This is a genomic window from Massilia sp. Root351, from assembly GCF_001425045.1.
Classification (GTDB): domain Bacteria; phylum Pseudomonadota; class Gammaproteobacteria; order Burkholderiales; family Burkholderiaceae_D; genus Rugamonas.
In genome coordinates, this window is the sequence record NZ_LMDJ01000003.1 from 59,745 (window position 1) to 80,402 (window position 20,658).

Below are 20,658 nucleotides of genomic sequence, written 5' to 3' on the forward strand. Positions count from 1 at the left end.
CGGGGGCACAGGCCGGCGCGGCGCTCAGTCTTCCGCCGCCGCGAAGGCGTGGAAGGACAGTTCGGCGCGGCGCCAGTCGTCCGGGGTGTCGATGTCGACCGCGCGCCACTCGGGGATCACCAGGCCCTTGCCGTTCTCGTGCGGCGACTGGCCGCGCAGCCAGGCTTCGGCCGTGCCCCAGTAGAACTGGCCGGCGTCGTAATAGCCCGGCTCCAGGTCCTGGGTGCGGGTGCGCACGTATTCGGGCTGGAACGGCGCCATCTTGCCGTCCGCGCCGCGCCGCAAGGCGCGCTGCACGGCGGCCGGGAACGGCGCCACGGTGAAGGCGTAATCGGCGTCGCCGGCGTCCAGCAGCGCGTGCGCGGCGCGCAGGTCGGCCACGCGCAGCAGCGGCACGCCGGGATAGATGCAGCATACCTGGGCCGCCTGCCAGCCCAGCGCGGCGCAAGCCTGGATCGCGTGGGCGATCACCGGCACCGTGCCGGCGTGGTCGTCTGACAGCTCGGCCGGCCGCATGAAGGGCACCTCGGCGCCGTGCTGGCGCGCGATGCCGGCAATCTCGTCGTCGTCGGTGGTCACCAGCACGCGGTCGAACAGGCCGCAGGCGCGCGCGGCCTCGATCGCGTAGGCGATCATGGGCTTGCCGGCGAAGGGCTTGATGTTCTTGCGCGGAATGCGCTTGCTGCCGCCGCGCGCGGGGATGATCGCCAGCCTCATGCGAGCACCCGGCGCAGCGCCGCCACCACCTGGTCCTGCTCGGCGTCGCTGAGGCTGTAGTACATCGGCAGGCTGATGGCGCCGGCGTAGTAGCGCTCGGCGGCCGGGAACTGGCCCGGCTGGAAGCCGCGCGCCTGGTAGTAGGGCTGGTTCGGCACCGGGATGTAGTGCACGTTGACGCCGATGCCCGCCGCGCGCAGGCCGTCGAACACGGCGCGCCGGCTGCGGCCGGCGGCGGCCTCGTCGATCCACACCGGATACAGGTGGAAGGCCGAGCGGCCGTCCGGGCTTTGCCGCGGGCATTGCAGCGGCAGGCCGGCCAGCAGCGCGTCGTAGCGCGCGGCCAGCGCGCGGCGGCGCGCCACGAAGCTGTCCAGGCGGCCCAGCTGCGACAGGCCGAGCGCGGCCTGGATGTCGGTGATGCGGTAGTTGTAGCCCAGCGTGTGCTGCTCGTAGTACCAGGCGCCGTGCTGTTCGGACAGGGCCGCGTCGCGCACCATGCCGTGCGAGCGCAGCTGCTGCAGGCGCTGCGCCAGCGCCGCGTCGCGCGCCATCACCATGCCGCCCTCGCCGGTGGTCAGGATCTTCACCGGGTGGAAGCTGAACACGGCCAGGTCGCTGTACTGGCAGCTGCCGACCTTGCCGTCCAGGTAGTCCGCGCCCACCGCGTGGGAGGCGTCTTCCACCACCTTGAAGCCGTATTCGCGCGCCAGGCGGGCAATCGCCGCCATGTCGCAGGACTGGCCGGCGAAATGCACCGGAATCACCACCTTGGGCAGGCGCCCGGCCGCGCGCGCGGCCACCAGCTTGCGCTCGAGCGCCTGCGGGCACATATTGTAGGTGGCCGGGTCGATGTCGACGAAGTCCGCCTCGGCGCCGCAGTACAGCGCGCAATTGGCCGAGGCCAGGAATGTGTTGGGCGAAGTCCACACCAGGTCGCCCGGGCCGACGTCCAGCGCCAGGCAGGCGATGTGCAGCGCGGCGGTGGCGTTGGCCACGGCCACGCCGTGCGCCGCGCCGCAGTAGCGCGCCAGCGCGTTCTCGAAGGCGGTGATGGACGGGCCCTGCGTGATCCAGTCCGAACGCAGCACCGCCGCTACCGCCGCGATGTCGTCCTCGGTGATCGACTGGCGGCCGTAGGGAATCATGCCGGGCTGCCCTGGGCGATCAGCGCCTGGATCTGCGCCACGGTCAGGAAGTCGGGGTTGGTGCCGGAGCTGTACTCGAAGCCGTCGGCCACCAGGGTGCCGGTTTCGCCGCGCTTGTTGTGCGCGTAGTCGACGCCTTCGGAGAAGGTGATCGAGGGCTTGATCACGTAGTGGTCGGCGAACTCCAGGGTCAGGTGGGCGTCGTCCAGCGGGCACATCACTTCGTGCAGCTTCTCGCCGGGGCGGATGCCGATCACCTTGCGCGGCAGCTGCGGCGCCATGGCCAGCGCCAGGTCGGTGATGGTGGCCGAGGGGATCTTCGGCACGAAGATCTCGCCGCCGTGCATGCGCTCGAAATTGTTGATGACGAAGTCGACGCCGTTCTGCAGCGTGATCCAGAAGCGCGTCATGCGCTCGTCGGTGATCGGCAGTTCGGTCACGCCCTCGTCCAGCAGCTTGCGGAAGAACGGCACCACGGAACCGCGCGAACCGATCACATTGCCATAACGCACCACGGCGAAACGGGTCGGACGGCTGCCCACCATGTTGTTGGCGGCCACGAACAGCTTGTCCGACGCCAGCTTGGTGGCGCCGTACAGGTTGATCGGATTGGCCGCCTTGTCGGTCGACAGCGCGATGACGCGCTCGACGCCGGCCGCCAGCGCCGCGTGGATCACGTTCTCGGCGCCGTAGATGTTGGTCTTGATGCACTCCATCGGGTTGTACTCGGCCACCGGCACGTGCTTCAGCGCGGCCGCGTGGATCACGTAGTCGACCCCGTCCATGGCCTGCAGCAGGCGCGCCTGGTCGCGCACGTCGCCGATGAAGTAGCGCATCTGCGGGGCGTTGTAGGTCTGCGCCATTTCGTATTGCTTGAGCTCGTCGCGCGAATAGATGATGACCTTTTTCGGCTGGTAGCGCGCCAGGATGGTCTTCACAAATTGCTTGCCAAAGGAGCCGGTACCGCCGGTGATCAGGATCGTCTTATTGTTCAGCATGGTCATCCATTCAAAAGGCCTGCGCGCGGCCGCAAGGGCAACCGCCGCTGTTCACTCTGTTCTCTCACTATTATGCCGCGTCTTCCGGCGCGCCGGGGAGGAAATTGGCGGCGCCGTTGCCGGCGCCGCGTCACGGCTCGCGGATCGATTCGTCCAGCGTCTTGGTCAGCGGCCAGATCAGGTAGGACATCACCGAGCGCTGGCCCACCACGATCTCGGCCGACAGGGTCATGCCGGGCAGCAAGCGCGACTGCGGCTGCATGGCGCGCAGCGGCTTCTTGCTCAGCGTCAAGCGGGTCTGGTAATACGAGTCCGGCGCCTGCGGCTGGCTGCTGTCGCGCCGGAACGCGTCCTCGCTGATGGTGCGCACCTTGGCGTCCAGCGCGCCGTGGCGCTGGAAGGGGAAGGCGTCGATCTTGATATGCACCGGGTCGCCGGGCTTGATGTAGCCCACGTCCAGCGCGTCGATCTGCACCTCGGCCTCCAGCTCGGCGGCCAGCGGCACCAGCGTGAAGAAGTTCTCGGTGCCGCGCGCGATCGAGCCGGGCGACAGCTTGGCGATCTCCAGCACCACCGCGTCGGACGGCGCCTGCAGGCTCACCAGCGCGTGGCGCTTGTCGGCCTTTTGCAGCTGCTCGGCCACGTCGGCGCGGTCGCGCGAGATGGTCAGCATCTCTTCCATGGTCTTCTGGCGCCAGCCGCGGTCGAAGGCCGACTTCTCGGCCTGCAGGCCGGCGATGTCCTTCAGGATTTCCTGTTCGCGGTTCTTGGTCAGCAGCTGGTCGCGCTCGATCTCGAGGCGCTTGTCGCGCGCTTCGAGCAGCTTGACGCGGGCGCCGAACTGCTGGTCCACCAGGCGCTGCTGCATGGTCTCCATTTCCTGCGCCGAGGCCAGGCGCGCGTTGAGCACCTGCAGGTCGCGCCGGTTGGTTTCCAGCGCGGCGCGCTGGCGCAGGATGTTCTCGTCGATGCGGTTGACCTGGGCCAGGTAGTTGGCGCGCCGTTCCTCGGACAGGCGCTGCTGCAGCTGGCCGTCGGCGTTGACGCCGGCGCTCACGCTGCCGCCCTTGAGCTCGGCGGCCAGCTGTTCCTGCTGGGTGCTCAGGCTGGCCAGGCGGGCGCGCAGCTGGGCTTCATCGGCCGAGGTGAAGGTGGGGTCCATGGTGGCCAGGCGCTCGCCCTTGCGCACGATCTGGCCGACCCGCACGTGGATCTCTTGCACGATGGAATTCTCGAGCGGCTGCACCACGATGTTGGGCAGCGGATTGACCAGGCGGCCCTTGGCCACCACCACCATGTCGATCTGCGAGATGCTGGCCCACAGCGCGGCCAGCAGCAGGCCGCCGGCCAGCACCGGCAGCGTCACGCGCGCCACCAGCGGCAGCGGGCGCAGCTCGATCTCATCGGCGTCGGGCAGGAACTCGACGTCGGGCTGGCGTCCCTTGCGCGCGTTTACAGGTGGCTTGTTTGTTGGTTCCATAGGTGCTGATAAGTTTCACTGCGTTGCAACAATTCTTCGTGGCGGCCGCTGTCCATCAGGCTGCCGCGCTGCATGACCAGGATGGCGTCGGCGTTGACCAGCGTCGACAGGCGGTGCGAAATCATCACCACGGTGCGGCCGACGGCGATCTTGGACAGGTTGGCAATGAAGATGGCCTCGCTCTCCGGGTCCAGCGCGCTGGCCGCCTCGTCCAGGATCAGGATACGCGGCTTGGCCAGCAGCGCGCGCGCGATCGACAGGCGCTGCTTCTGGCCGCCGCTCAGGTTGGAGGCGTTTTCTTCCAGCAAGGTGTCGTAGCCCTGCGGCATGCGCTCGATGAACTCGTCGGCGCCGGCCGCCTGGGCCGCCTCGACGATCTCCTCGAAGGTGGCGTCCGGCTTGACGGCGCTGATGTTGTCGCGCACGCTGCCGCGGAACAGGAAGTTTTCCTGCAGCACCACGCCGATCTGGCGCCGCAAGTGGGCCAGGTCGATTTCGCGCGCGTCGAAGCTGTCGAAGCGCACCACGCCCTCGGGCACCGGGTACAGGCCCTGCATCAGCTTGGTCAAGGTGGTCTTGCCCGAGCCGCTGCGCCCGACAATGCCGACCACGGTGCCGGCCTTGATGGTGAAGCTGGCGCGGTCCAGCGCCGTGCCCGCCGCGCCCGGATAGCGGAACGTCACCGCGTCGAAGGTGATGCTGCCCTGCAGCTGCGGCCGCAGGCCGGCGGCGCCGCCGCGCCCCTCCGGCGCGCGGTTCATCACTTCGCCCAGCATCTTCACCGACAGCGCGGTTTCCTGGTACTCGTTGACCAGCCCGACTATGGCGATCAGCGGCTGCGTGACCTTGCTGGTGATCATCTGGAAGGCGATCAGCGCGCCCACCGACAGGGTCTGGTCGAACACGTCCTGGGCACCGATGACGATCACCACCACCGGCAGCAGCTTGCCCAGGAAGTCGACCAGCGCGTTGCCGGCGATGGAGATCTGGCCGACCCGGAAATGCAGGGTGATGGCCTCGGCCGAGCGCTGGTCCCACTGCTTGCGCTGGGTCGGTTCGATGGCCAGCGCCTTGACGGTGCGCATGCCGTGCACCGCCTCGACCAGCATGGCCTGGCGCTTGCCCTCGGCCGTGTACAGGTCGTTCAGGCGGCGCTGGAAGGGCGGGATCATGACCGCCACCACGGTGGCGATGACCAGCGTGAAGCCGAGCGCGATCATGGCCAGCTTGACCGAGTAGGTAAACAGGATGGGCAGGAAGATCAGCAGCGCGGTGGCGTCCAGCGCGGTGAAGAACAGGCGCCCGGTGAGGAAGCCGCGGATCTTCTCGAGCTGCTGCATGTGGCGCGCGATGACGCCGGCCGAGGTGGTCTCGAAGTAGTCGATCGGCAGCGACAGCAGGTGGCCGAAGGTGCGCCGCGTCAGGCGCATGTCGATCTTGTTGGTGGCCGCCAGGGTGAGCAGCTGGCGCAGGTAGTTGAAGATGCCGTCGAAGGCCAGCGCGGCCACGATGCCCACCGCCAGCACGCTCAGGGTGGCCGCGCTCTGGTGCATCAGCACCTTGTCGATCACCAGCTGGAAGAAGATGGGCGAGGCCAGCGCCAGGAAGTGCATGGCGAAGGCGGCAATGGCGATGTCGCGGAAGGCCGCCTTCTGCTTCAGGATCTCGGGGATGAACCAGCGCAGGCTGAACGGCTGGTTGGGATCGGTCAGCGCGTGCTGCCGCTTGATGAACACGATGTCGCCGTGCCAGCGGGTGCAGAACTGCTCGCGCGTGAGTAGCATCACGCCAGCGGCCTCTTCGAGCGGATCGAGGATGGCCACCTTGCCGTCGGCGTCGTCGGCGCGCGCGCCCACCACGATCACCGCGTTGCCGTTGTCCAGGCGCGCGATCAGCGGGAACACGCCGCCCTGGGCCAGCAGGCTGTCCCAGTTCAGGTGCGACTGCTTGGCCTTCAGGCCGATTTCGGCAGCGATGCGCAGCAGGCGCGCGCCGGCCGGTTCCTCGCCGCGCAGCGCATAGTCATCGATCAGACGCTCGGGGTTGACCTGCAAGCCGTGGTGCTGCGCGATGGCGGTCAGGCATTGGATTACCGTATGGGGGAATTTTTCTTGCATCGTCTGTGAAACGTGAGAATTCGTGCACTGTGCGCAGGCGGGCCGGCGGCGCGCTCACTGCGATTCTAACCTGTGCCCGCCTTGGCGCGGAATAAAAAAAAGCGGCGACGGTTGCCCGTCGCCGCCGGCCCGGAAGGGGCGTCGCCGCCCCTGCCGCTGCGGGATTTACTTCGGCATCGCGAGGAAGCCGTTGCTGCCGCTGTCGACCTGGCCCGGTGCGCGCACCGTCTGGCTGCCGCTGGCCAGCGCGGAGCCGCCCAGTGCGTTGCCGTTGGCGTCGAAGCCTTTCAGTACATCAACCATCTTGCCGACCGCTGCCAGCGATGCGTTCTGCTGCGCAGGCATCTCCAGCTTGCCGCCGGCCGGTGCCGCTTCCGGCGCCGAGGCGAAGGCGTTGATCGACTGGGCCAGGCCGCTGACCTTGTCGCGCAGCTCGGCGGACTTGGCCACGCCGGTCTGGAACCAGACGTCGGCCATGGCGCCCTGGCTGCCGTCGGCCTTCTCGAAGGTCGAGGTCAGGCCAACCCAGTTGCCGTTGCTGTTGATGTCGCTGGCGGCGGCATTCAGGTTCAGCTTGGCCACACCGGCATCCTTCAGGCTGAGCAGTTCGTCGGCCTGGCTGACACCGTCGGCGTTGCCATCCACCCACACTTTCAGCTTGTCGAAGGCCGCGTCGCCGCTGTCGATCACGCGGTCGCCGTTGCTGTCGAGCTCGGACAGGGCGGCGTAGCCGTCTTGCGCCTTGCTACCGTCAGCCAGGGTCACCGAGCTGCCGAACAGTTCGCCGCCGTTGTTGATGGTGCCGTCGTTGTTACGGTCCATCACCAGCAGGCCGTCGCCCTGGCCTACCCAGCCCGTGTTGACCGCTTTGCCGGTGGCAAAGATGTCGAACTGGACACCGGACGAGACGCCCAGGGTCTGGACACCGTTGCCGTTCAGGTCGAGCACCAGCGGCGTGGACGGTGCCAGCACCGCCAGCTGCGCCGTGGTCAGCGAGGCCAGCTGGGTGCTGGTCAGGGCCGACACTTGCGTCGAGCTCAGCGCAGCGATCTGGCTGGTGGTCATGCCCGGCAGCTGGGTGGTGGTCAGCGCGCTCAGCTGGCTGGTGGTCAGCGCAGCGATGCCGCTGGTCCGCAGTGCGCGCAGATCGGCCGTTTCCATCGCGCCCAGGCTGCTGGTGGCCAGGCCAACGATCTGGCTGCTGGTCAGCGCCGTTGCCTGCGCCGTGGTCAGCGCCGTCACCTGGGTGGTGGTCAGCGCGTTCAGCTGGGTGGTGCTCAGCGCGGCGATGCTGGCGGTCTTCAGCGCAGCGACGTCGTCCGTGGCCAGTGCCGCCAGCGAGGCGGTCGACAGCGCGCCCACTTGCGCCGAGCCCAGGGCTGCGGTCTGCGCGGTGGTCATCGCGATCACCTGGTTGCTGGTCAGCGCACCCAGCTGGGTGGTGGTCAGCGCGGCGATGGTGGCGGTCTTCAGTGCGGCGAAGTCCACCGTTTCCATCGCGGCCAGGTTGGCCGTGGTCAGCGCGGTGATCTGGCGCGAGGTCAGGCCGGCGGCCTGGGCCGTGCTCAGGGCCACCACTTGCGCCGTGGTCAGGCCGCTGGCGATGATGGTGGTGGTCAGCGCCCCCATCTGGGCGCTGGTCAGCGCGGCGACCTGGTTGGTGGTCAGCGCGGCGAACTGGGTGGTGGTCAGGGCGGCGATGGCGCTGGTCTTCAGCGACACGAAGTCCACCGTTTCCATCGCGGCCAGGTCAGCCGTTTCCAGCGCGGCCAGCTGGGCCGTGGTCAGCGACGCGGCCTGGGCCGTGGTCATGCCCACCACTTGCGAGGTGGTCAGGCCGGCGATCTGCGCGGTGCTCAGGGCGGCGATGGTGGCGGTCTTCAGTGCGGCGAAGTCCACCGTTTCCATCGCGGCCAGGTTGGCCGTGGTCAGCGCGGCGATCTGGCGCGAGCTCAGGCCGGCAGCCTGGGTGCTGCTCAGGGCCACCACTTGCGCGGTGGTCAGGCCGTTGGCGATGATGGTGGTGGTCAGCGCCCCCATCTGCGAGCTGGTCAGTGCAGCAACCTGGTTGGTGGTCAGGGCGGCGAACTGGCTGGTGCTCAGGCCGGCGATGGCGCTGGTCTTCAGCGACACGAGGTCCACCGTTTCCAGCGCGGCCAGGTCCACCGTTTCCAGCGCGGCGATCTGCGCCGAACCCAGCGATGCGGCCTGGGCCGTGGTCATGCCCACCACTTGCGCGGAGGTCAGGCCAACGATCTGGGCCGAGGTCAGCGCGGCGATGGTGGCCGTCTTCAGGGCGGCGAAGTCCACCGTTTCCATGGCCGCCAGGTTGGCGGTCGACAGGGCGGCGATCTGGCGCGAGCTCAGGCCGGCGGCCTGGGTGCTGGACAGGGCCACCACTTGCGCGGTGGTCAGGCCGTTGGCGATCACGTTGGTGCTCAGCGCGCCCATCTGGCTGCTGGTCAGCGCGGCAACCTGGTTGGTGGTCAGGCCGGCGAACTGGCTGGTGCTCAGGCCGGCGATGGCGGTGGTCTTCAGGGACACAAAGTCCGTGGTTTCCATCGCGGCCAGGTCCACCGTTTCCATCGCGGCGACCTGGGCCGAGGTCAGCGACGCGGCTTGCAGCGTGGTCAGGCCGACCACTTGCGCGGACGTCAGGCCGACGATCTGGGCCGTGGTCAGCGAGGCGATCGCCGAGGTCTTCAGTGCGGCGAAGTCCACGGTTTCCATGGCGGCCAGGTTGGCGGTCGACAGGGAAGCGATCTGGCGCGAGGTCAGGCCGGCGGCCTGGGTGCTGCTCAGGGCCACCACTTGCGCGGTGGTCAGGCCGTTGGCGATCAGGTTGGTGCTCAGCGCACCCATCTGGGCGCTGGTCAGCGCGGCAACCTGGTTGGTGGTCAGGCCGGCGAACTGCGCCGTGCTCAGGCCGGCGATGGCCGAGGTCTTCAGCGCGGCGAAGTCGACGGTCTCCATCGCGGCCAGGTTGGCCGTGGTGAAGGCAGCCACCTGCGACGAGGTCAGGCCGGCGGCCTGGGTGGTGCTCAGGGCCACCACTTGCGCGGTGGTCAGGCCGTTGGCGATCAGGTTGGTGCTCAGCGCGCCGACTTGGCCGCTGGTCAGCGCGGCGACCTGGTTGGTGGTCAGCGCGGCGAACTGGGTGGTGCTCAGGCCGGCGATGGCGCTGGTCTTCAGTGCCACGAAGTCCACGGTTTCCATCGCGGCCAGGTCCACCGTTTCCATGGCGGCCACTTGCGCCGAGGTCAGCGAGGCGGCTTGGGCCGTGGTCAGCGCGATCACTTGCGACGAGGTCAGGCCGGCCATCTGCGTGGTGCTCAGGGCAGCGATGGTGGCGGTCTTCAGGGCGGCGAAGTCCACCGTTTCCATGGCGGCCAGGTTGGCCGTGGTCAGGGCGGCGATCTGGCGCGAGGTCAGGCCGGCCACCTGGGTGCTGCTCAGGGCCACCACTTGCGCGGTGGTCAGGCCGTTGGCGATCAGGCTGGTGCTCAGCGCGCCCATCTGGGCGCTGGTCAGCGCGGCGACCTGGTTGGTGGTCAGGCCGGCGAACTGNTTGCGCGGTGGTCAGGCCGTTGGCGATCAGGCTGGTGCTCAGCGCGCCCATCTGGGCGCTGGTCAGCGCGGCGACCTGGTTGGTGGTCAGGCCGGCGAACTGGCTGGTGCTCAGGCCGGCGATGGCGCTGGTCTTCAGTGCCACGAAGTCCACGGTTTCCATGGCGGCCAGGTCGACCGTTTCCATGGCGGCCACTTGCGCCGAGGTCAGCGAGGCGGCCTGGGCGGTGGTCATGCCCACCACTTGCGCCGAGGTCAGGCCGGCGATCTGCGCGGTGCTCAGGGCGGCGATGGTGGCCGTCTTCAGGGCGGCGAAGTCCACCGTTTCCATGGCGGCCAGGTTGGCGGTCGACAGGGCGGCGATCTGGCGCGAGCTCAGGCCGGCGGCCTGGGTGCTGCTCAGGGCGACGATCTGCGCGGTGGTCAGGCCGTTGGCGATCACGGTGGTGCTCAGCGCGCCCATCTGGCTGCTGGTCAGCGCGGCGACCTGGTTGGTCGTCAGGCCGGCGAACTGGGCCGTGCTGAGGCCGGCGATGGCGCTGGTCTTCAGGGCCACGAAGTCCACCGTTTCCATGGCGGCCAGGTCCACCGTTTCCATGGCGGCGATCTGGGCCGAGGTCAGCGAGGCGGCTTGCAGCGTGGTCAGGGCCACCACTTGCGCCGAGGTCAGGCCGACGATCTGGGCCGAGCTCAGGGCAGCGATGGTGGCGGTCTTCAGGGCGGCGAAGTCCACCGTTTCCATGGCAGCCAGGTTGGCGGTCGACAGCGCGGCGATCTGGCGCGAGTTCAGGCCGGAAGCCTGGGTGCTGCTCAGGGCCACCACTTGCGCGGTGGTCAGGCCGTTGGCGATCACATTGGTGCTCAGCGCGCCCATCTGGGCGCTGGTCAAGCCTGGGTGCTGCTCAGGGCCACCACTTGCGCGGTGGTCAGGCCGTTGGCGATCACATTGGTGCTCAGCGCGCCCATCTGGGCGCTGGTCAGCGCGGCGACCTGGTTGGTGGTCAGGCCGGCGAACTGGGCCGTGCTCAGGCCGGCGATGGCGGCAGTCTTCAGCGCGGCGAAGTCAACAGTCTCCATGGCGGCCAGGTTGGCCGTGGTGAAGGCCGCCACCTGCGACGAGGTCAGGCCGCCCGCCTGGGCGCTGGACAGGGCCACCACTTGCGCGGTGGTCAGGCCGTTGGCGATCAGGTTGGTGCTCAGCGCGCCGATCTGGCCGCTGGTCAGCGCGGCGACCTGGTTGGTGGTCAGGCCGGCGAACTGGNACCACTTGCGCGGTGGTCAGGCCGTTGGCGATCAGGTTGGTGCTCAGCGCGCCGATCTGGCCGCTGGTCAGCGCGGCGACCTGGTTGGTGGTCAGGCCGGCGAACTGGCTGGTGCTCAGGCCGGCAATGGCGCTGGTCTTCAGCGCCACGAAGTCCACCGTTTCCATCGCGGCCAGGTCGACCGTTTCCATCGCGGCCACTTGCGCCGAGGTCAGCGAGGCGGCTTGCGCGGTGGTCAGCGCGATCACTTGTGAGGAGGTCAGGCCGGCGATCTGGGCCGAGCTCAGGGCGGCGACAGTGGCCGTCTTCAGGGCGGCGAAGTCCACCGTTTCCATGGCGGCCAGGTTGGCGGTCGACAGGGCAGCGATCTGGCGCGAGGTCAGGCCGGCCACCTGGGTGCTGCTCAGCGCGACAACTTGCGCGGTGGTCAGGCCGTTGGCGATCAGGCTGGTGCTCAGCGCGCCCTGGTGCTCAGGCCGGCGATGGCGCTGGTCTTGAGCGCCACGAAGTCCACCGTTTCCATCGCGGCCAGGTCGACCGTTTCCATGGCGCCCAGCTGGGCCGAGGTCAGCGCCGCGGCTTGCGCGGTGGTCAGCGCAATCACTTGCGAGGACGTCAGGCCGGCCATCTGGGCCGAGCTCAGCGCGGCAATGGTGGCGGTCTTCAGGGCGGCGAAGTCCACCGTTTCCATGGCGGCCAGGTTGGCGGTCGACAGGGCGGCGATCTGGCGCGAGGTCAGGCCGGCCACCTGGGTGCTGCTCAGCTTGCGCGGTGGTCAGGCCGTTGGCGATCAGGCTGGTGCTCAGCGCGCCCATCTGGGCGCTGGTCAGCGCGGCGACCTGGTTGGTGGTCAGGCCGGCGAACTGGGCCGTGCTCAGGCCGGCGATGGCGCTGGTCTTCAGGGACACGAAGTCCACCGTTTCCATGGCGGCCAGGTCCACCGTTTCCATGGCGGCCACTTGTGCCGAAGTCAGCGACGAGGCTTGCAGCGTGGTCAGCGCGATCACTTGCGCCGAGGTCAGGCCGACGATCTGGGCCGAGCTCAGGGCAGCGATGGTGGCGGTCTTCAGGGCGGCGAAGTCCACCGTTTCCATGGCGGCCAGGTTGGCGGTCGACAGCGCGGCGATCTGGCGCGAAGTCAGGCCGGAAGCCTGGGTGCTGCTCAGGGCCACCACTTGCGCGGTGGTCAGGCCGTTGGCGATCACATTGGTGCTCAGCGCGCCCATCTGGGCGCTGGTCAGCCTGGGTGCTGCTCAGGGCCACCACTTGCGCGGTGGTCAGGCCGTTGGCGATCACATTGGTGCTCAGCGCGCCCATCTGGGCGCTGGTCAGCGCGGCAACCTGGTTGGTGGTCAGGCCGGCGAACTGGGCCGTGCTCAGGCCGGCGATGGCGGCGGTCTTCAGCGCGGCGAAGTCCACGGTCTCCATGGCGGCCAGGTTGGCCGTGGTGAAGGCGCCCACTTGGGCCGAGGTCAGGCCGGCAGCCTGGGAGGTGCTCAGCGCGACCACTTGCGCGGTGGTCAGGCCGTTGGCGATCAGGTTGGTGCTCAGCGCGCCGATCTGGCCGCTGGTCAGCGCGGCGACCTGGTTGGTGGTCAGGCCGGCGAACTGGNACCACTTGCGCGGTGGTCAGGCCGTTGGCGATCAGGTTGGTGCTCAGCGCGCCGATCTGGCCGCTGGTCAGCGCGGCGACCTGGTTGGTGGTCAGGCCGGCGAACTGGCTGGTGCTCAGGCCGGCGATGGCGCTGGTCTTCAGCGCCACGAAGTCCACCGTTTCCATGGCGGCCAGGTCGACCGTTTCCATGGCGCCCAGCTGGGCCGAGGTCAGCGACGCGGCTTGCGCGGTGGTCAGCGCGATCACTTGCGCCGAGGTCAGGCCGGCGATCTGGGCCGAGCTCAGGGCGGCGATGGTGGCCGTCTTCAGGGCGGCGAAGTCCACCGTTTCCATGGCGGCCAGGTTGGCGGTCGACAGGGCGGCGATCTGGCGCGAGGTCAGGCCGGCCACCTGGGTGCTGCTCAGCGCGACAACTTGCGCGGTGGTCAGGCCGTTGGCGATCAGGCTGGTGCTCAGCGCGCCCATCTGGGCGCTGGTCAGCGCGGCGATCTGGTTGGTGGTCAGGCCGGCGAACTGGCTGGTGCTCAGGCCGGCGATGGCGCTGGTCTTGAGCGCCACGAAGTCCACCGTTTCCATCGCGGCCAGGTCGACCGTTTCCATGGCGCCCAGCTGGGCCGAGGTCAGCGNGCCGGCGATGGCGCTGGTCTTGAGCGCCACGAAGTCCACCGTTTCCATCGCGGCCAGGTCGACCGTTTCCATGGCGCCCAGCTGGGCCGAGGTCAGCGACGCGGCTTGCGCGGTGGTCAGCGCAATCACTTGCGACGAGGTCAGGCCGGCGATCTGGGTGGTGCTCAGGGAGGCGATGGTGGCCGTCTTCAGCGCGGCGAAGTCCACGGTTTCCATGGCGGCCAGGTTGGCGGTCGACAGGGCGGCGATCTGGCGCGAGGTCAGGCCGGCAGCCTGGCTGGTGCTCAGCGCGACGACTTGCGCGGTGGTCAGGCCGTTGGCGATCAGGTTGGTGCTCAGCGCGCCGATCTGGGCGCTGGTCATGGCGGCGATCTGGTTGGTGGTCAGGCCGGCGAACTGGCTGGTGCTCAGGCCGGCGATGGCGCTGGTCTTCAGCGCCACGAAGTCCACCGTTTCCATCGCGGCCAGGTCCACCGTTTCCATGGCGGCCACTTGTGCCGAGGTCAGCGACGCGGCTTGCAGCGTGGTCAGCGCGATCACTTGCGCCGAGGTCAGGCCGGCGATCTGTGCCGAGGTCAGCGCGGCGATGGTGGCGGTCTTCAGGGCGGCGAAGTCCACCGTTTCCATGGCGGCCAGGTTGGCGGTCGACAGCGCGGCGATCTGGCGCGAGCTCAGGCCGGCGGCCTGGCTGGTGCTCAGGGCGACGATCTGCGCGGTGGTCAGGCCGTTGGCGATCACGTTGGTGCTCAGCGCACCCATCTGGGCGCTGGTCAGCGCGGCAACCTGGTTGGTGGTCAGGCCGGCGAACTGGCTGGTGCTCAGGCCGGCGATGGCATTGGTTTTCAGGGCAACGAAGTCCACCGTCTCCATGGCGGCCAGGTCGACCGTTTCCATGGCGGCCAGCTGGGCCGAGGTCAGCGCGCCGGCCTGGGCCGTGCTCAGGCCGATAACTTGCGCCGAGGTCAGCGCGGCGATCTGGGCCGAACCCAGCGAAGCGATGGTGGCGGTCGACAGCGCGGCCAGGTCCACGGTTTCCATGGCGGCCAGGTTGGCGGTCGACAAGGCGCCGATCTGGCGCGAGCTCAGGCCGGCAGCCTGGCTGGTGCTCAGGGCCACCACTTGCGCAGTGGTCAGGCCGTTGGCGATCACATTGGTGCTCAGGGCGCCCAGCTGGGCGCTGGTCAGCGCGGCGACCTGGTTGGTGGTCAAGCCGGCGAACTGGCTGGTGGTCAAGCCGGCGATGGCGTTGGTCTTCAGGGCAACGAAGTCGGCCGTTTCCATGGCGGCCAGGTTGGCCGTGGTGAAGGCAGCGACTTGCGCGGAACTCAGGCCGCCCACCTGGGCGCTGGTCAGGCCCACCACTTGCGAAGTGGTCAGGCCATTGGCAATCACGTTGGTGCTGAGGGCGCCGAGCTGCCGGGTGGTCAGGGCGCCGACCTGGTTCGAGGTCAGGCCAGCGAACTGGCTGGTCGACAAGGCGGCAATGGAAGTGGAGCGCAGCGCGGCCACGTCGGCCGTTTCGAGCACGGCCAGGTTGGCGGTGGTCATGGCCGCCAGTTGCGCGGAACCCAGCGCGGCTGCCTGCGCCGTGGTCAGCGAAGGAATCTGGTTGGTGGTCAGCGCGACTGCAATATTCGCCGTCGTCAACACCGAGATTTGCTGCGTGGTGAGCCAAGAGACTTGGTCGGACGTCAACGCCCGTACGTCTTCCGTGGTCAGCCCCGCAATATATTCAGTCGACAGGGCGCGGATCTGCGACGACGTCAAAAGACCGATGTTGGATGACATTTTCCATTCTCCTTGGAACTACAGACAGCAAAAATTTATGAAAGCAGCACCGTGACCAGTACGGCGGGGGCAGCCAAAGTTAATTTAGTACTCTTACTACCAGCCGATACCAAGCGCCTCGCGCCCTACCAGCCTTGCGGCAAGTGCCCATGTTTTCATTCTTAACGTCAACATTAGGCGAAACCTTTAGTGCTTGCCGGCTGAGTTGCGCCCCATTTTTGAGCAGACAATTTCAGCAGGCTTATGTGCAAAGCGACCTTAAACGGAGTTTCGTTAAGTAAACTTTGCGGGGCAAGACCAAAACCACAGGGACGTTTGCAAACTGACAACTTACTCGCTTGCTTGTCAGCGGCAGGGCTTGAAAAACAGATTCTTAGCAGCAAGTATATCGCAATTAATTTCCCTGCCGCACTTATTTTCGCTATCTCAAACGCATTTCATGTGTTTAAAAGGCAAGGTTAAAATTGCTTGTAGACAGCATGTTATGGGCTTGTGTAGCGCTCTCATGGGGAGAGCACCGGGGTAAACCGGGCGCATATCACATGGTGCAACGGAAGCGCTGCGGACCCGCTTGGCGGCGAGTGTTGTTTGTGGGCACAAAAATGCTGACCGTATGATAAAAGTCACGTAATTTCAATGTCTTATGAACGTTTTGACATGCTATTCCTGCCCTTTCCGGCGCTGCTGCGCAGCCGAATTTCGTAACCGGCAGCAACGCGTCCACGCAAAAGAAAACCCCCGCAACGCCGAAGCGTTGCGGGGGTTTTTCGTTTTTTCCGGCAGCCGGCAGGCTTTAGAACGGGATGTCGTCGTCCATGTCCGAGAAGTTCGGCGCCGGACGCGGCGCCGGGCGCGGGGCCGGGGCTGGCGCAGGGGCCGGACGCGGCGCGGGCGCCTGGCGCGGGGCCGGGGCGTCGTAGCTGCCGCCGTCGTCCATGCCGGCGTCGCCGCCCATGCCCTGGCGGCCGCCCAGCATTTGCATCTGCTCGGCGATGATGTCGGTGGCGTATTTCTCGACGCCGTCCTTGTCGGTGTACTTGCGGGTCTGCAGGCGGCCTTCGACGTAGACCGAGGAACCTTTTTTCAGGTACTGGCCGACGATTTCAGCCAGGCGGCCGAAGAAGGAAATACGGTGCCACTCGGTTTGCTCTTTTTGCTCGCCGGTGTTGCGGTCCTTCGACTTGTACGAGGTCGCGACGGCAATGTTGGCGATCGCATCACCGCTAGGCATGTAGCGAATTTCCGGATCGCGGCCCAGATTGCCGACGATGATGACTTTGTTGACTGATGCCATGTGTAACTCCTGTTGAACTGCGGCCGCGCACGGCGGGCTGACATTTTACTAAACGACGATTATAAGCGAAGGCAAGGCGCTGCCCATTTTTAAGAATACTGGTATTATATACAGTATCGATCCCCCCGCCTTGATGCTTGTCAAACCGCGCAAGGCGGCGCGGATCAAACCCGGCTATAGTACCGGGTTCACCCGCTCGCTCCTTTACCCAAGGCTCAGACAATGGAACAGATCCGCATACGCGGCGCACGTACGCACAACCTCAAGAACATCAACCTCGATCTGCCGCGCAACAAGCTGATCGTGATTACCGGCCTGTCCGGCTCCGGCAAGTCCTCGCTGGCGTTCGACACGCTGTACGCCGAGGGCCAGCGCCGCTATGTGGAATCGCTGTCGGCCTACGCGCGCCAGTTCCTGCAGCTGATGGAAAAGCCGGACGTGGACTTGATCGAAGGGCTGTCGCCGGCCATCTCCATCGAGCAGAAAGCCACCTCGCACAACCCGCGCTCCACGGTCGGCACCGTGACCGAGATCCACGATTACCTGCGCCTGCTGTTCGCGCGGGTCGGCACGCCGTACTGCATCAACCACCCGACCCACGCGCTGGCCGCGCAGACCGTGTCGCAAATGGTGGACGCGGTGCTGGCCATGCCCGAGGGCACCAAGCTGATGATACTGGCGCCGGTGGTGGCCAACCGCAAGGGCGAGCACGTGGACCTGTTCGAGCAGATGCAGGCCCAGGGTTTCGTCAGGTTCCGGGTGCAAAGCGGTACGCATGACGCAAAAATCTATGAAGTGGACGACCTGCCCAAGCTGAAGAAGACCGAAAAGCACACCATCGACGTGGTGATCGACCGCGTGAAGGTGACGCCGGAGATCAAGCAGCGCCTGGCCGAGAGCTTCGAGACCGCGCTGCGCCTGGCCGACGGCCGCGCCGTGGCCTATGAAATGGACACCGCGCAGGAGCATGTCTATTCCAACAAGTTTGCCTGCACCGAATGCGGCTACTCGCTGCAGGAACTGGAACCGCGCCTGTTCTCGTTCAACAACCCGATGGGCGCCTGCCCCGAGTGCGATGGCCTGGGCCATATCGAGTTCTTCGACCCCAGGCGCATCGTGGCCTTCCCCAACCTGTCGCTGGCCTCCGGCGCCGTGAAAGGCTGGGACCGCCGCAACCAGTTCTACTTCCAGATGCTGACCGCGCTGGCGGCCTACTACGGGTTCGACCTGGACACGCCGTTCGAGCAGCTGCCCAAGCCGGCGCAGGAAGCGGTGCTGCACGGCTCCGGCAAGCAGGCCATCCCGTTCGCCTATATAAACGAACGCGGCCGCACCGTGGTCAAGGAACACACTTTCGAAGGCGTGGTGAACAACCTGTCGCGCCGCTACCGCGAAACCGATTCGATGGCGGTGAAAGAGGAACTGGCCAAGTTCATCAACGAGAAGGAATGCCCGTCCTGCGCCGGGGCGCGCCTGCGCACCGAAGCGCGCTACGTGAAGGTGGGCAGCGGCAAGCAGCAGCGCGCCATCTTCGAACTGTCGCGCAAGCCGCTGCGCGACGCGCTGGACTACTTCGAAACGCTGAAGCTGACCGGCGCCAAGCGCGAGATCGCCGACCGCGTGGTCAAGGAGATCATCTCGCGCCTGAAGTTCTTGAACAACGTGGGCCTGGACTACCTGTCGCTGGACCGCAGCGCCGACACCCTGTCCGGCGGCGAAGCGCAGCGCATCCGCCTGGCCTCGCAGATCGGCTCCGGCCTGACCGGCGTGATGTACGTGCTGGACGAGCCGTCCATCGGCCTGCACCAGCGCGACAACGACCGCCTGATCGACACCCTGAAGCACCTGCGCGACATCGGCAACAGCGTACTGGTGGTGGAGCACGACGAGGACGCGATCCGCACCGCCGACTACATCGTCGACATGGGCAAGGGCGCCGGCGTGCATGGCGGCGACGTGATCGCCTCCGGCTCGCTGAAGGACATCCTGAAGAACAAGGACTCGCTGACCTCGCAGTACCTGAGCGGCGCCAAGAAGATCGAAGTGCCGAAGAAGCGCCACCAGTTCGACGAGGAGCGCCAGCTGGTGATCACCGGCGCCACCGGCAACAACCTGAAGAACGTCACCCTGCAGCTGCCGGTCGGCCTGATGACCTGCATCACCGGCGTGTCCGGCTCGGGCAAGTCCTCGCTGATCAACGACACGCTCTACCCTGCCCTGTCGCGCCACCTGTACGGCTCGCAGACCGAGCCGTCGCCGCACGACACCATCAGCGGCCTGGAACACTTCGACAAGGTGATCGCGGTGGACCAGGCGCCGATCGGCCGCACGCCGCGCTCGAACCCGGCCACCTACACCGGCCTGTTCACGCCGATCCGCGACCTGTTCGCCACCGTGCCCACCGCCAAGGAGCGCGGCTACAGCGCCGGGCGCTTCTCGTTCAACGTCAAGGGCGGCCGCTGCGAAGCCTGCCAGGGCGACGGCGTGATCAAGGTGGAAATGCACTTCCTGCCGGACGTGTACGTGCCGTGCGATGTCTGCCACGGCAAGCGCTACAACCGCGAAACCCTGGAAGTGCACTACAAGGGCAAGAACATCACCGAGGTGCTGGACATGACGGTGGAGGACGCGCACGAGTTCTTCAAGCCGGTGCCGGTCATCGCGCGCAAGCTGCACACCCTGCTGGACGTGGGCCTGGGCTACATCAAGCTGGGCCAGAGCGCCACCACGCTGTCCGGCGGCGAGGCGCAGCGCGTCAAGCTGTCGCTGGAGCTGTCCAAGCGCGACACCGGCCGCACGCTGTATATCCTGGACGAGCCGACCACCGGCCTGCACTTCCACGATATCGACCTGCTGCTGAAGGTGATCCACCGCCTGCGCGACCAGGGCAACACGCTGGCCATCATCGAGCACAACCTGGACGTGATCAAGACGGCCGACTGGATCGTGGACCTGGGGCCGGAAGGCGGCGCCGGCGGCGGCCAGATCATCGCCGCCGGTTCGCCGGAAGATGTGGCGGCCAACCCGGCCAGCGTGACGGGCAAATACCTGATCCCGCTGCTCAAGCCGGCGAAAAAGAAGTAACACGCCATGAACGCGGACGCAGCGCCCGGCAGCGCCGCTGGGTTGCCGGCCCGGCCTGACCGGCTGGCGCGCATGGCCGCCGTCGTCGGACGGCTGCTGCCGCACGACGGCAGGCGGGAAACCGCCGTGCCCTTCCTGTCGCTGCTGCGCTCATCGCAGCCCACGCCCGTCACGCGCGGCGTGCTCAAACCCTCGTGCTGCGTGATCCTGCAAGGGCGCAAACGCGTGCACCTGGCCACCGATGTGCTGGACTACGGGCCCGGCCAGTACCTGGCCGTGTCGGTGGACCTGCCGGCCGCCGGCCATGTGCTCAGCGCCACGCCGGAGCAGCCCTATCTGTTGCTGAATATCGAGATCGACCCGGCGGAACTGGCCGCCGTGGTGCTGGAGGCGCGCCTGGACCTGAACGACGGCGCCCAGCCGGTGCGCGGCGCCTTTGTCGGCGCGTGCGATGCGGCGTTGCAGGAAGCCTTGTGCCGGCTGCTGGAGCTGCTCGACGCAGCGCACCAAGGCGAGGCGCCGCCGCGGGAAGCGGCCTTCCTGGCGGTGGGCCTGAAGCGGGAAATCATCTACCGCCTGCTGACCGGCGCGCACGGCCGCCAGCTGTATCAGAACGTGGTGCTGGACCAGCAGGACCGCGGCATCAGCAAGGCCATCGCGTGGCTGAAGGAGCGCTACAACCAGCCGGTGCTGGTGGAGGAACTGGCGCAGGCCACCCATATGAGCGTGTCCACCCTGCACCACCGCTTCAAGGCGGTGACCGCCATGGGGCCGATGCAGTACCAGAAGCAGCTGCGCCTGCAGCAGGCGCGCGCCCTGCTGCTCAACGGCGATACCGATGCCGCCACGGCGGCCTACCAGGTGGGCTACGAGAGCCCGTCCCAGTTCAGCCGCGAGTACCGGCGCCTGTTCGGCGCGCCGCCGATGCGGGACATCAAGAAGCTGCGCCCGGAAGTGTAGC

Annotated in this window: 11 protein-coding genes and 6 pseudogenes; 2 read left to right on the forward strand and 15 right to left on the reverse strand. The window is 67.4% G+C overall.

The genetic code is table 11. The annotated features are described in order from the left end of the window. Positions 1–24: 24 nt before the first annotated feature. From pseF to ssb, 15 genes and pseudogenes are all read right to left on the reverse strand, one after another. On the reverse strand, positions 25–717 hold the full coding sequence (pseF, locus tag ASD15_RS06595; RefSeq protein ID WP_057154023.1) for a pseudaminic acid cytidylyltransferase: 693 nt from the start codon (positions 715–717) through the stop codon (positions 25–27). Beyond that, entirely contained in the window at positions 714–1,865 is a 1,152-nt protein-coding gene (pseC, locus tag ASD15_RS06600; protein WP_057154025.1) for a UDP-4-amino-4,6-dideoxy-N-acetyl-beta-L-altrosamine transaminase, read from the reverse strand. Before pseC ends, pseF begins: the two co-directional genes overlap by 4 nt. Beyond that, complete coding sequence (pseB, locus tag ASD15_RS06605; RefSeq protein ID WP_057154309.1) at positions 1,862–2,863, reverse strand: UDP-N-acetylglucosamine 4,6-dehydratase (inverting); 1,002 nt, start codon at positions 2,861–2,863, stop codon at positions 1,862–1,864. The genes pseC and pseB overlap by 4 nt, the downstream gene beginning before the upstream one ends. A 130-nt stretch (positions 2,864–2,993) precedes the next feature. Further along, positions 2,994–4,343 (reverse strand): HlyD family type I secretion periplasmic adaptor subunit, encoded by a 1,350-nt coding sequence (locus ASD15_RS06610; RefSeq protein ID WP_057154027.1) that lies wholly within the window; start codon positions 4,341–4,343, stop codon positions 2,994–2,996. Beyond that, entirely contained in the window at positions 4,316–6,460 is a 2,145-nt protein-coding gene (locus tag ASD15_RS06615) for a peptidase domain-containing ABC transporter (RefSeq protein WP_057154028.1), read from the reverse strand. Before ASD15_RS06615 ends, ASD15_RS06610 begins: the two co-directional genes overlap by 28 nt. A gap of 165 nt (positions 6,461–6,625) precedes the next feature. Next, a partial coding sequence (locus ASD15_RS06620) for an S-layer family protein (protein WP_229418090.1) occupies positions 6,626–10,027 on the reverse strand: 3,402 nt, incomplete at its 5' end. A 1-nt stretch (position 10,028) separates the two neighbouring features. Then, positions 10,029–10,901: pseudogene (locus ASD15_RS33765) on the reverse strand (heme utilization protein); the annotation flags it as partial. 11 nt (positions 10,902–10,912) lie between these two features. Beyond that, the gene (locus tag ASD15_RS33770) at positions 10,913–11,275 is read right to left on the reverse strand and encodes a hypothetical protein (RefSeq protein ID WP_373888164.1); all 363 of its coding nucleotides are present in this window, start codon (positions 11,273–11,275) and stop codon (positions 10,913–10,915) included. Positions 11,276–11,289: 14 nt separating this feature from the next. Beyond that, a pseudogene (locus ASD15_RS33775) lies at positions 11,290–11,747 on the reverse strand (heme utilization protein); the annotation flags it as partial. Continuing rightward, on the reverse strand, positions 11,744–11,980 hold the full coding sequence (locus ASD15_RS33780) for a hypothetical protein (protein ID WP_373888165.1): 237 nt from the start codon (positions 11,978–11,980) through the stop codon (positions 11,744–11,746). The gene ASD15_RS33780 and the pseudogene ASD15_RS33775, both read right to left, overlap by 4 nt. A 184-nt stretch (positions 11,981–12,164) precedes the next feature. After that, a pseudogene (locus tag ASD15_RS33785) lies at positions 12,165–12,515 on the reverse strand (hypothetical protein); the annotation flags it as partial. Between the two features lie 151 nt (positions 12,516–12,666). Next, positions 12,667–12,888 (reverse strand): annotated as a pseudogene (locus ASD15_RS33790) (hypothetical protein); the annotation flags it as partial. Positions 12,889–12,902: 14 nt separating this feature from the next. Beyond that, positions 12,903–13,504, reverse strand: a pseudogene (locus tag ASD15_RS33100) (heme utilization protein); the annotation flags it as partial. Positions 13,505–13,531: 27 nt separating this feature from the next. After that, positions 13,532–15,319: pseudogene (locus ASD15_RS33105) on the reverse strand (heme utilization protein); the annotation flags it as partial. 793 nt (positions 15,320–16,112) lie between these two features. Further along, complete coding sequence (gene ssb / locus ASD15_RS06640; protein ID WP_057154034.1) at positions 16,113–16,613, reverse strand: single-stranded DNA-binding protein; 501 nt, start codon at positions 16,611–16,613, stop codon at positions 16,113–16,115. 222 nt (positions 16,614–16,835) lie between these two features. Here ssb and uvrA point away from each other — a divergent pair, with 222 nt between their 5' ends. Then, positions 16,836–19,697, forward strand: coding sequence for an excinuclease ABC subunit UvrA (gene uvrA, locus ASD15_RS06645; RefSeq protein WP_057154035.1), 2,862 nt, complete (start codon positions 16,836–16,838; stop codon positions 19,695–19,697). Positions 19,698–19,703: 6 nt separating this feature from the next. Then, complete coding sequence (locus tag ASD15_RS06650; RefSeq protein ID WP_082551635.1) at positions 19,704–20,657, forward strand: AraC family transcriptional regulator; 954 nt, start codon at positions 19,704–19,706, stop codon at positions 20,655–20,657. The last annotated feature ends 1 nt before the right edge of the window (position 20,658 follow it).

Bases quoted from the DNA above. Each gene is read 5' to 3' on its own strand.
- ASD15_RS06610 (WP_057154027.1), bottom strand. From the start codon at position 4,343: ATGGAACCAACAAACAAGCCACCTGTAAACGCGCGCAAGGGACGCCAG.
- pseC (WP_057154025.1), bottom strand. From the start codon at position 1,865: ATGATTCCCTACGGCCGCCAGTCGATCACCGAGGACGACATCGCGGCG.
- pseF (WP_057154023.1), bottom strand. From the start codon at position 717: ATGAGGCTGGCGATCATCCCCGCGCGCGGCGGCAGCAAGCGCATTCCG.
- uvrA (WP_057154035.1), top strand. From the start codon at position 16,836: ATGGAACAGATCCGCATACGCGGCGCACGTACGCACAACCTCAAGAAC.
- pseB (WP_057154309.1), bottom strand. From the start codon at position 2,863: ATGCTGAACAATAAGACGATCCTGATCACCGGCGGTACCGGCTCCTTT.
- ASD15_RS06650 (WP_082551635.1), top strand. From the start codon at position 19,704: ATGAACGCGGACGCAGCGCCCGGCAGCGCCGCTGGGTTGCCGGCCCGG.
- ASD15_RS06615 (WP_057154028.1), bottom strand. From the start codon at position 6,460: ATGCAAGAAAAATTCCCCCATACGGTAATCCAATGCCTGACCGCCATC.
- ASD15_RS33780 (WP_373888165.1), bottom strand. From the start codon at position 11,980: ATGGAAACGGTGGACTTCGCCGCCCTGAAGACCGCCACCATTGCCGCG.
- ssb (WP_057154034.1), bottom strand. From the start codon at position 16,613: ATGGCATCAGTCAACAAAGTCATCATCGTCGGCAATCTGGGCCGCGAT.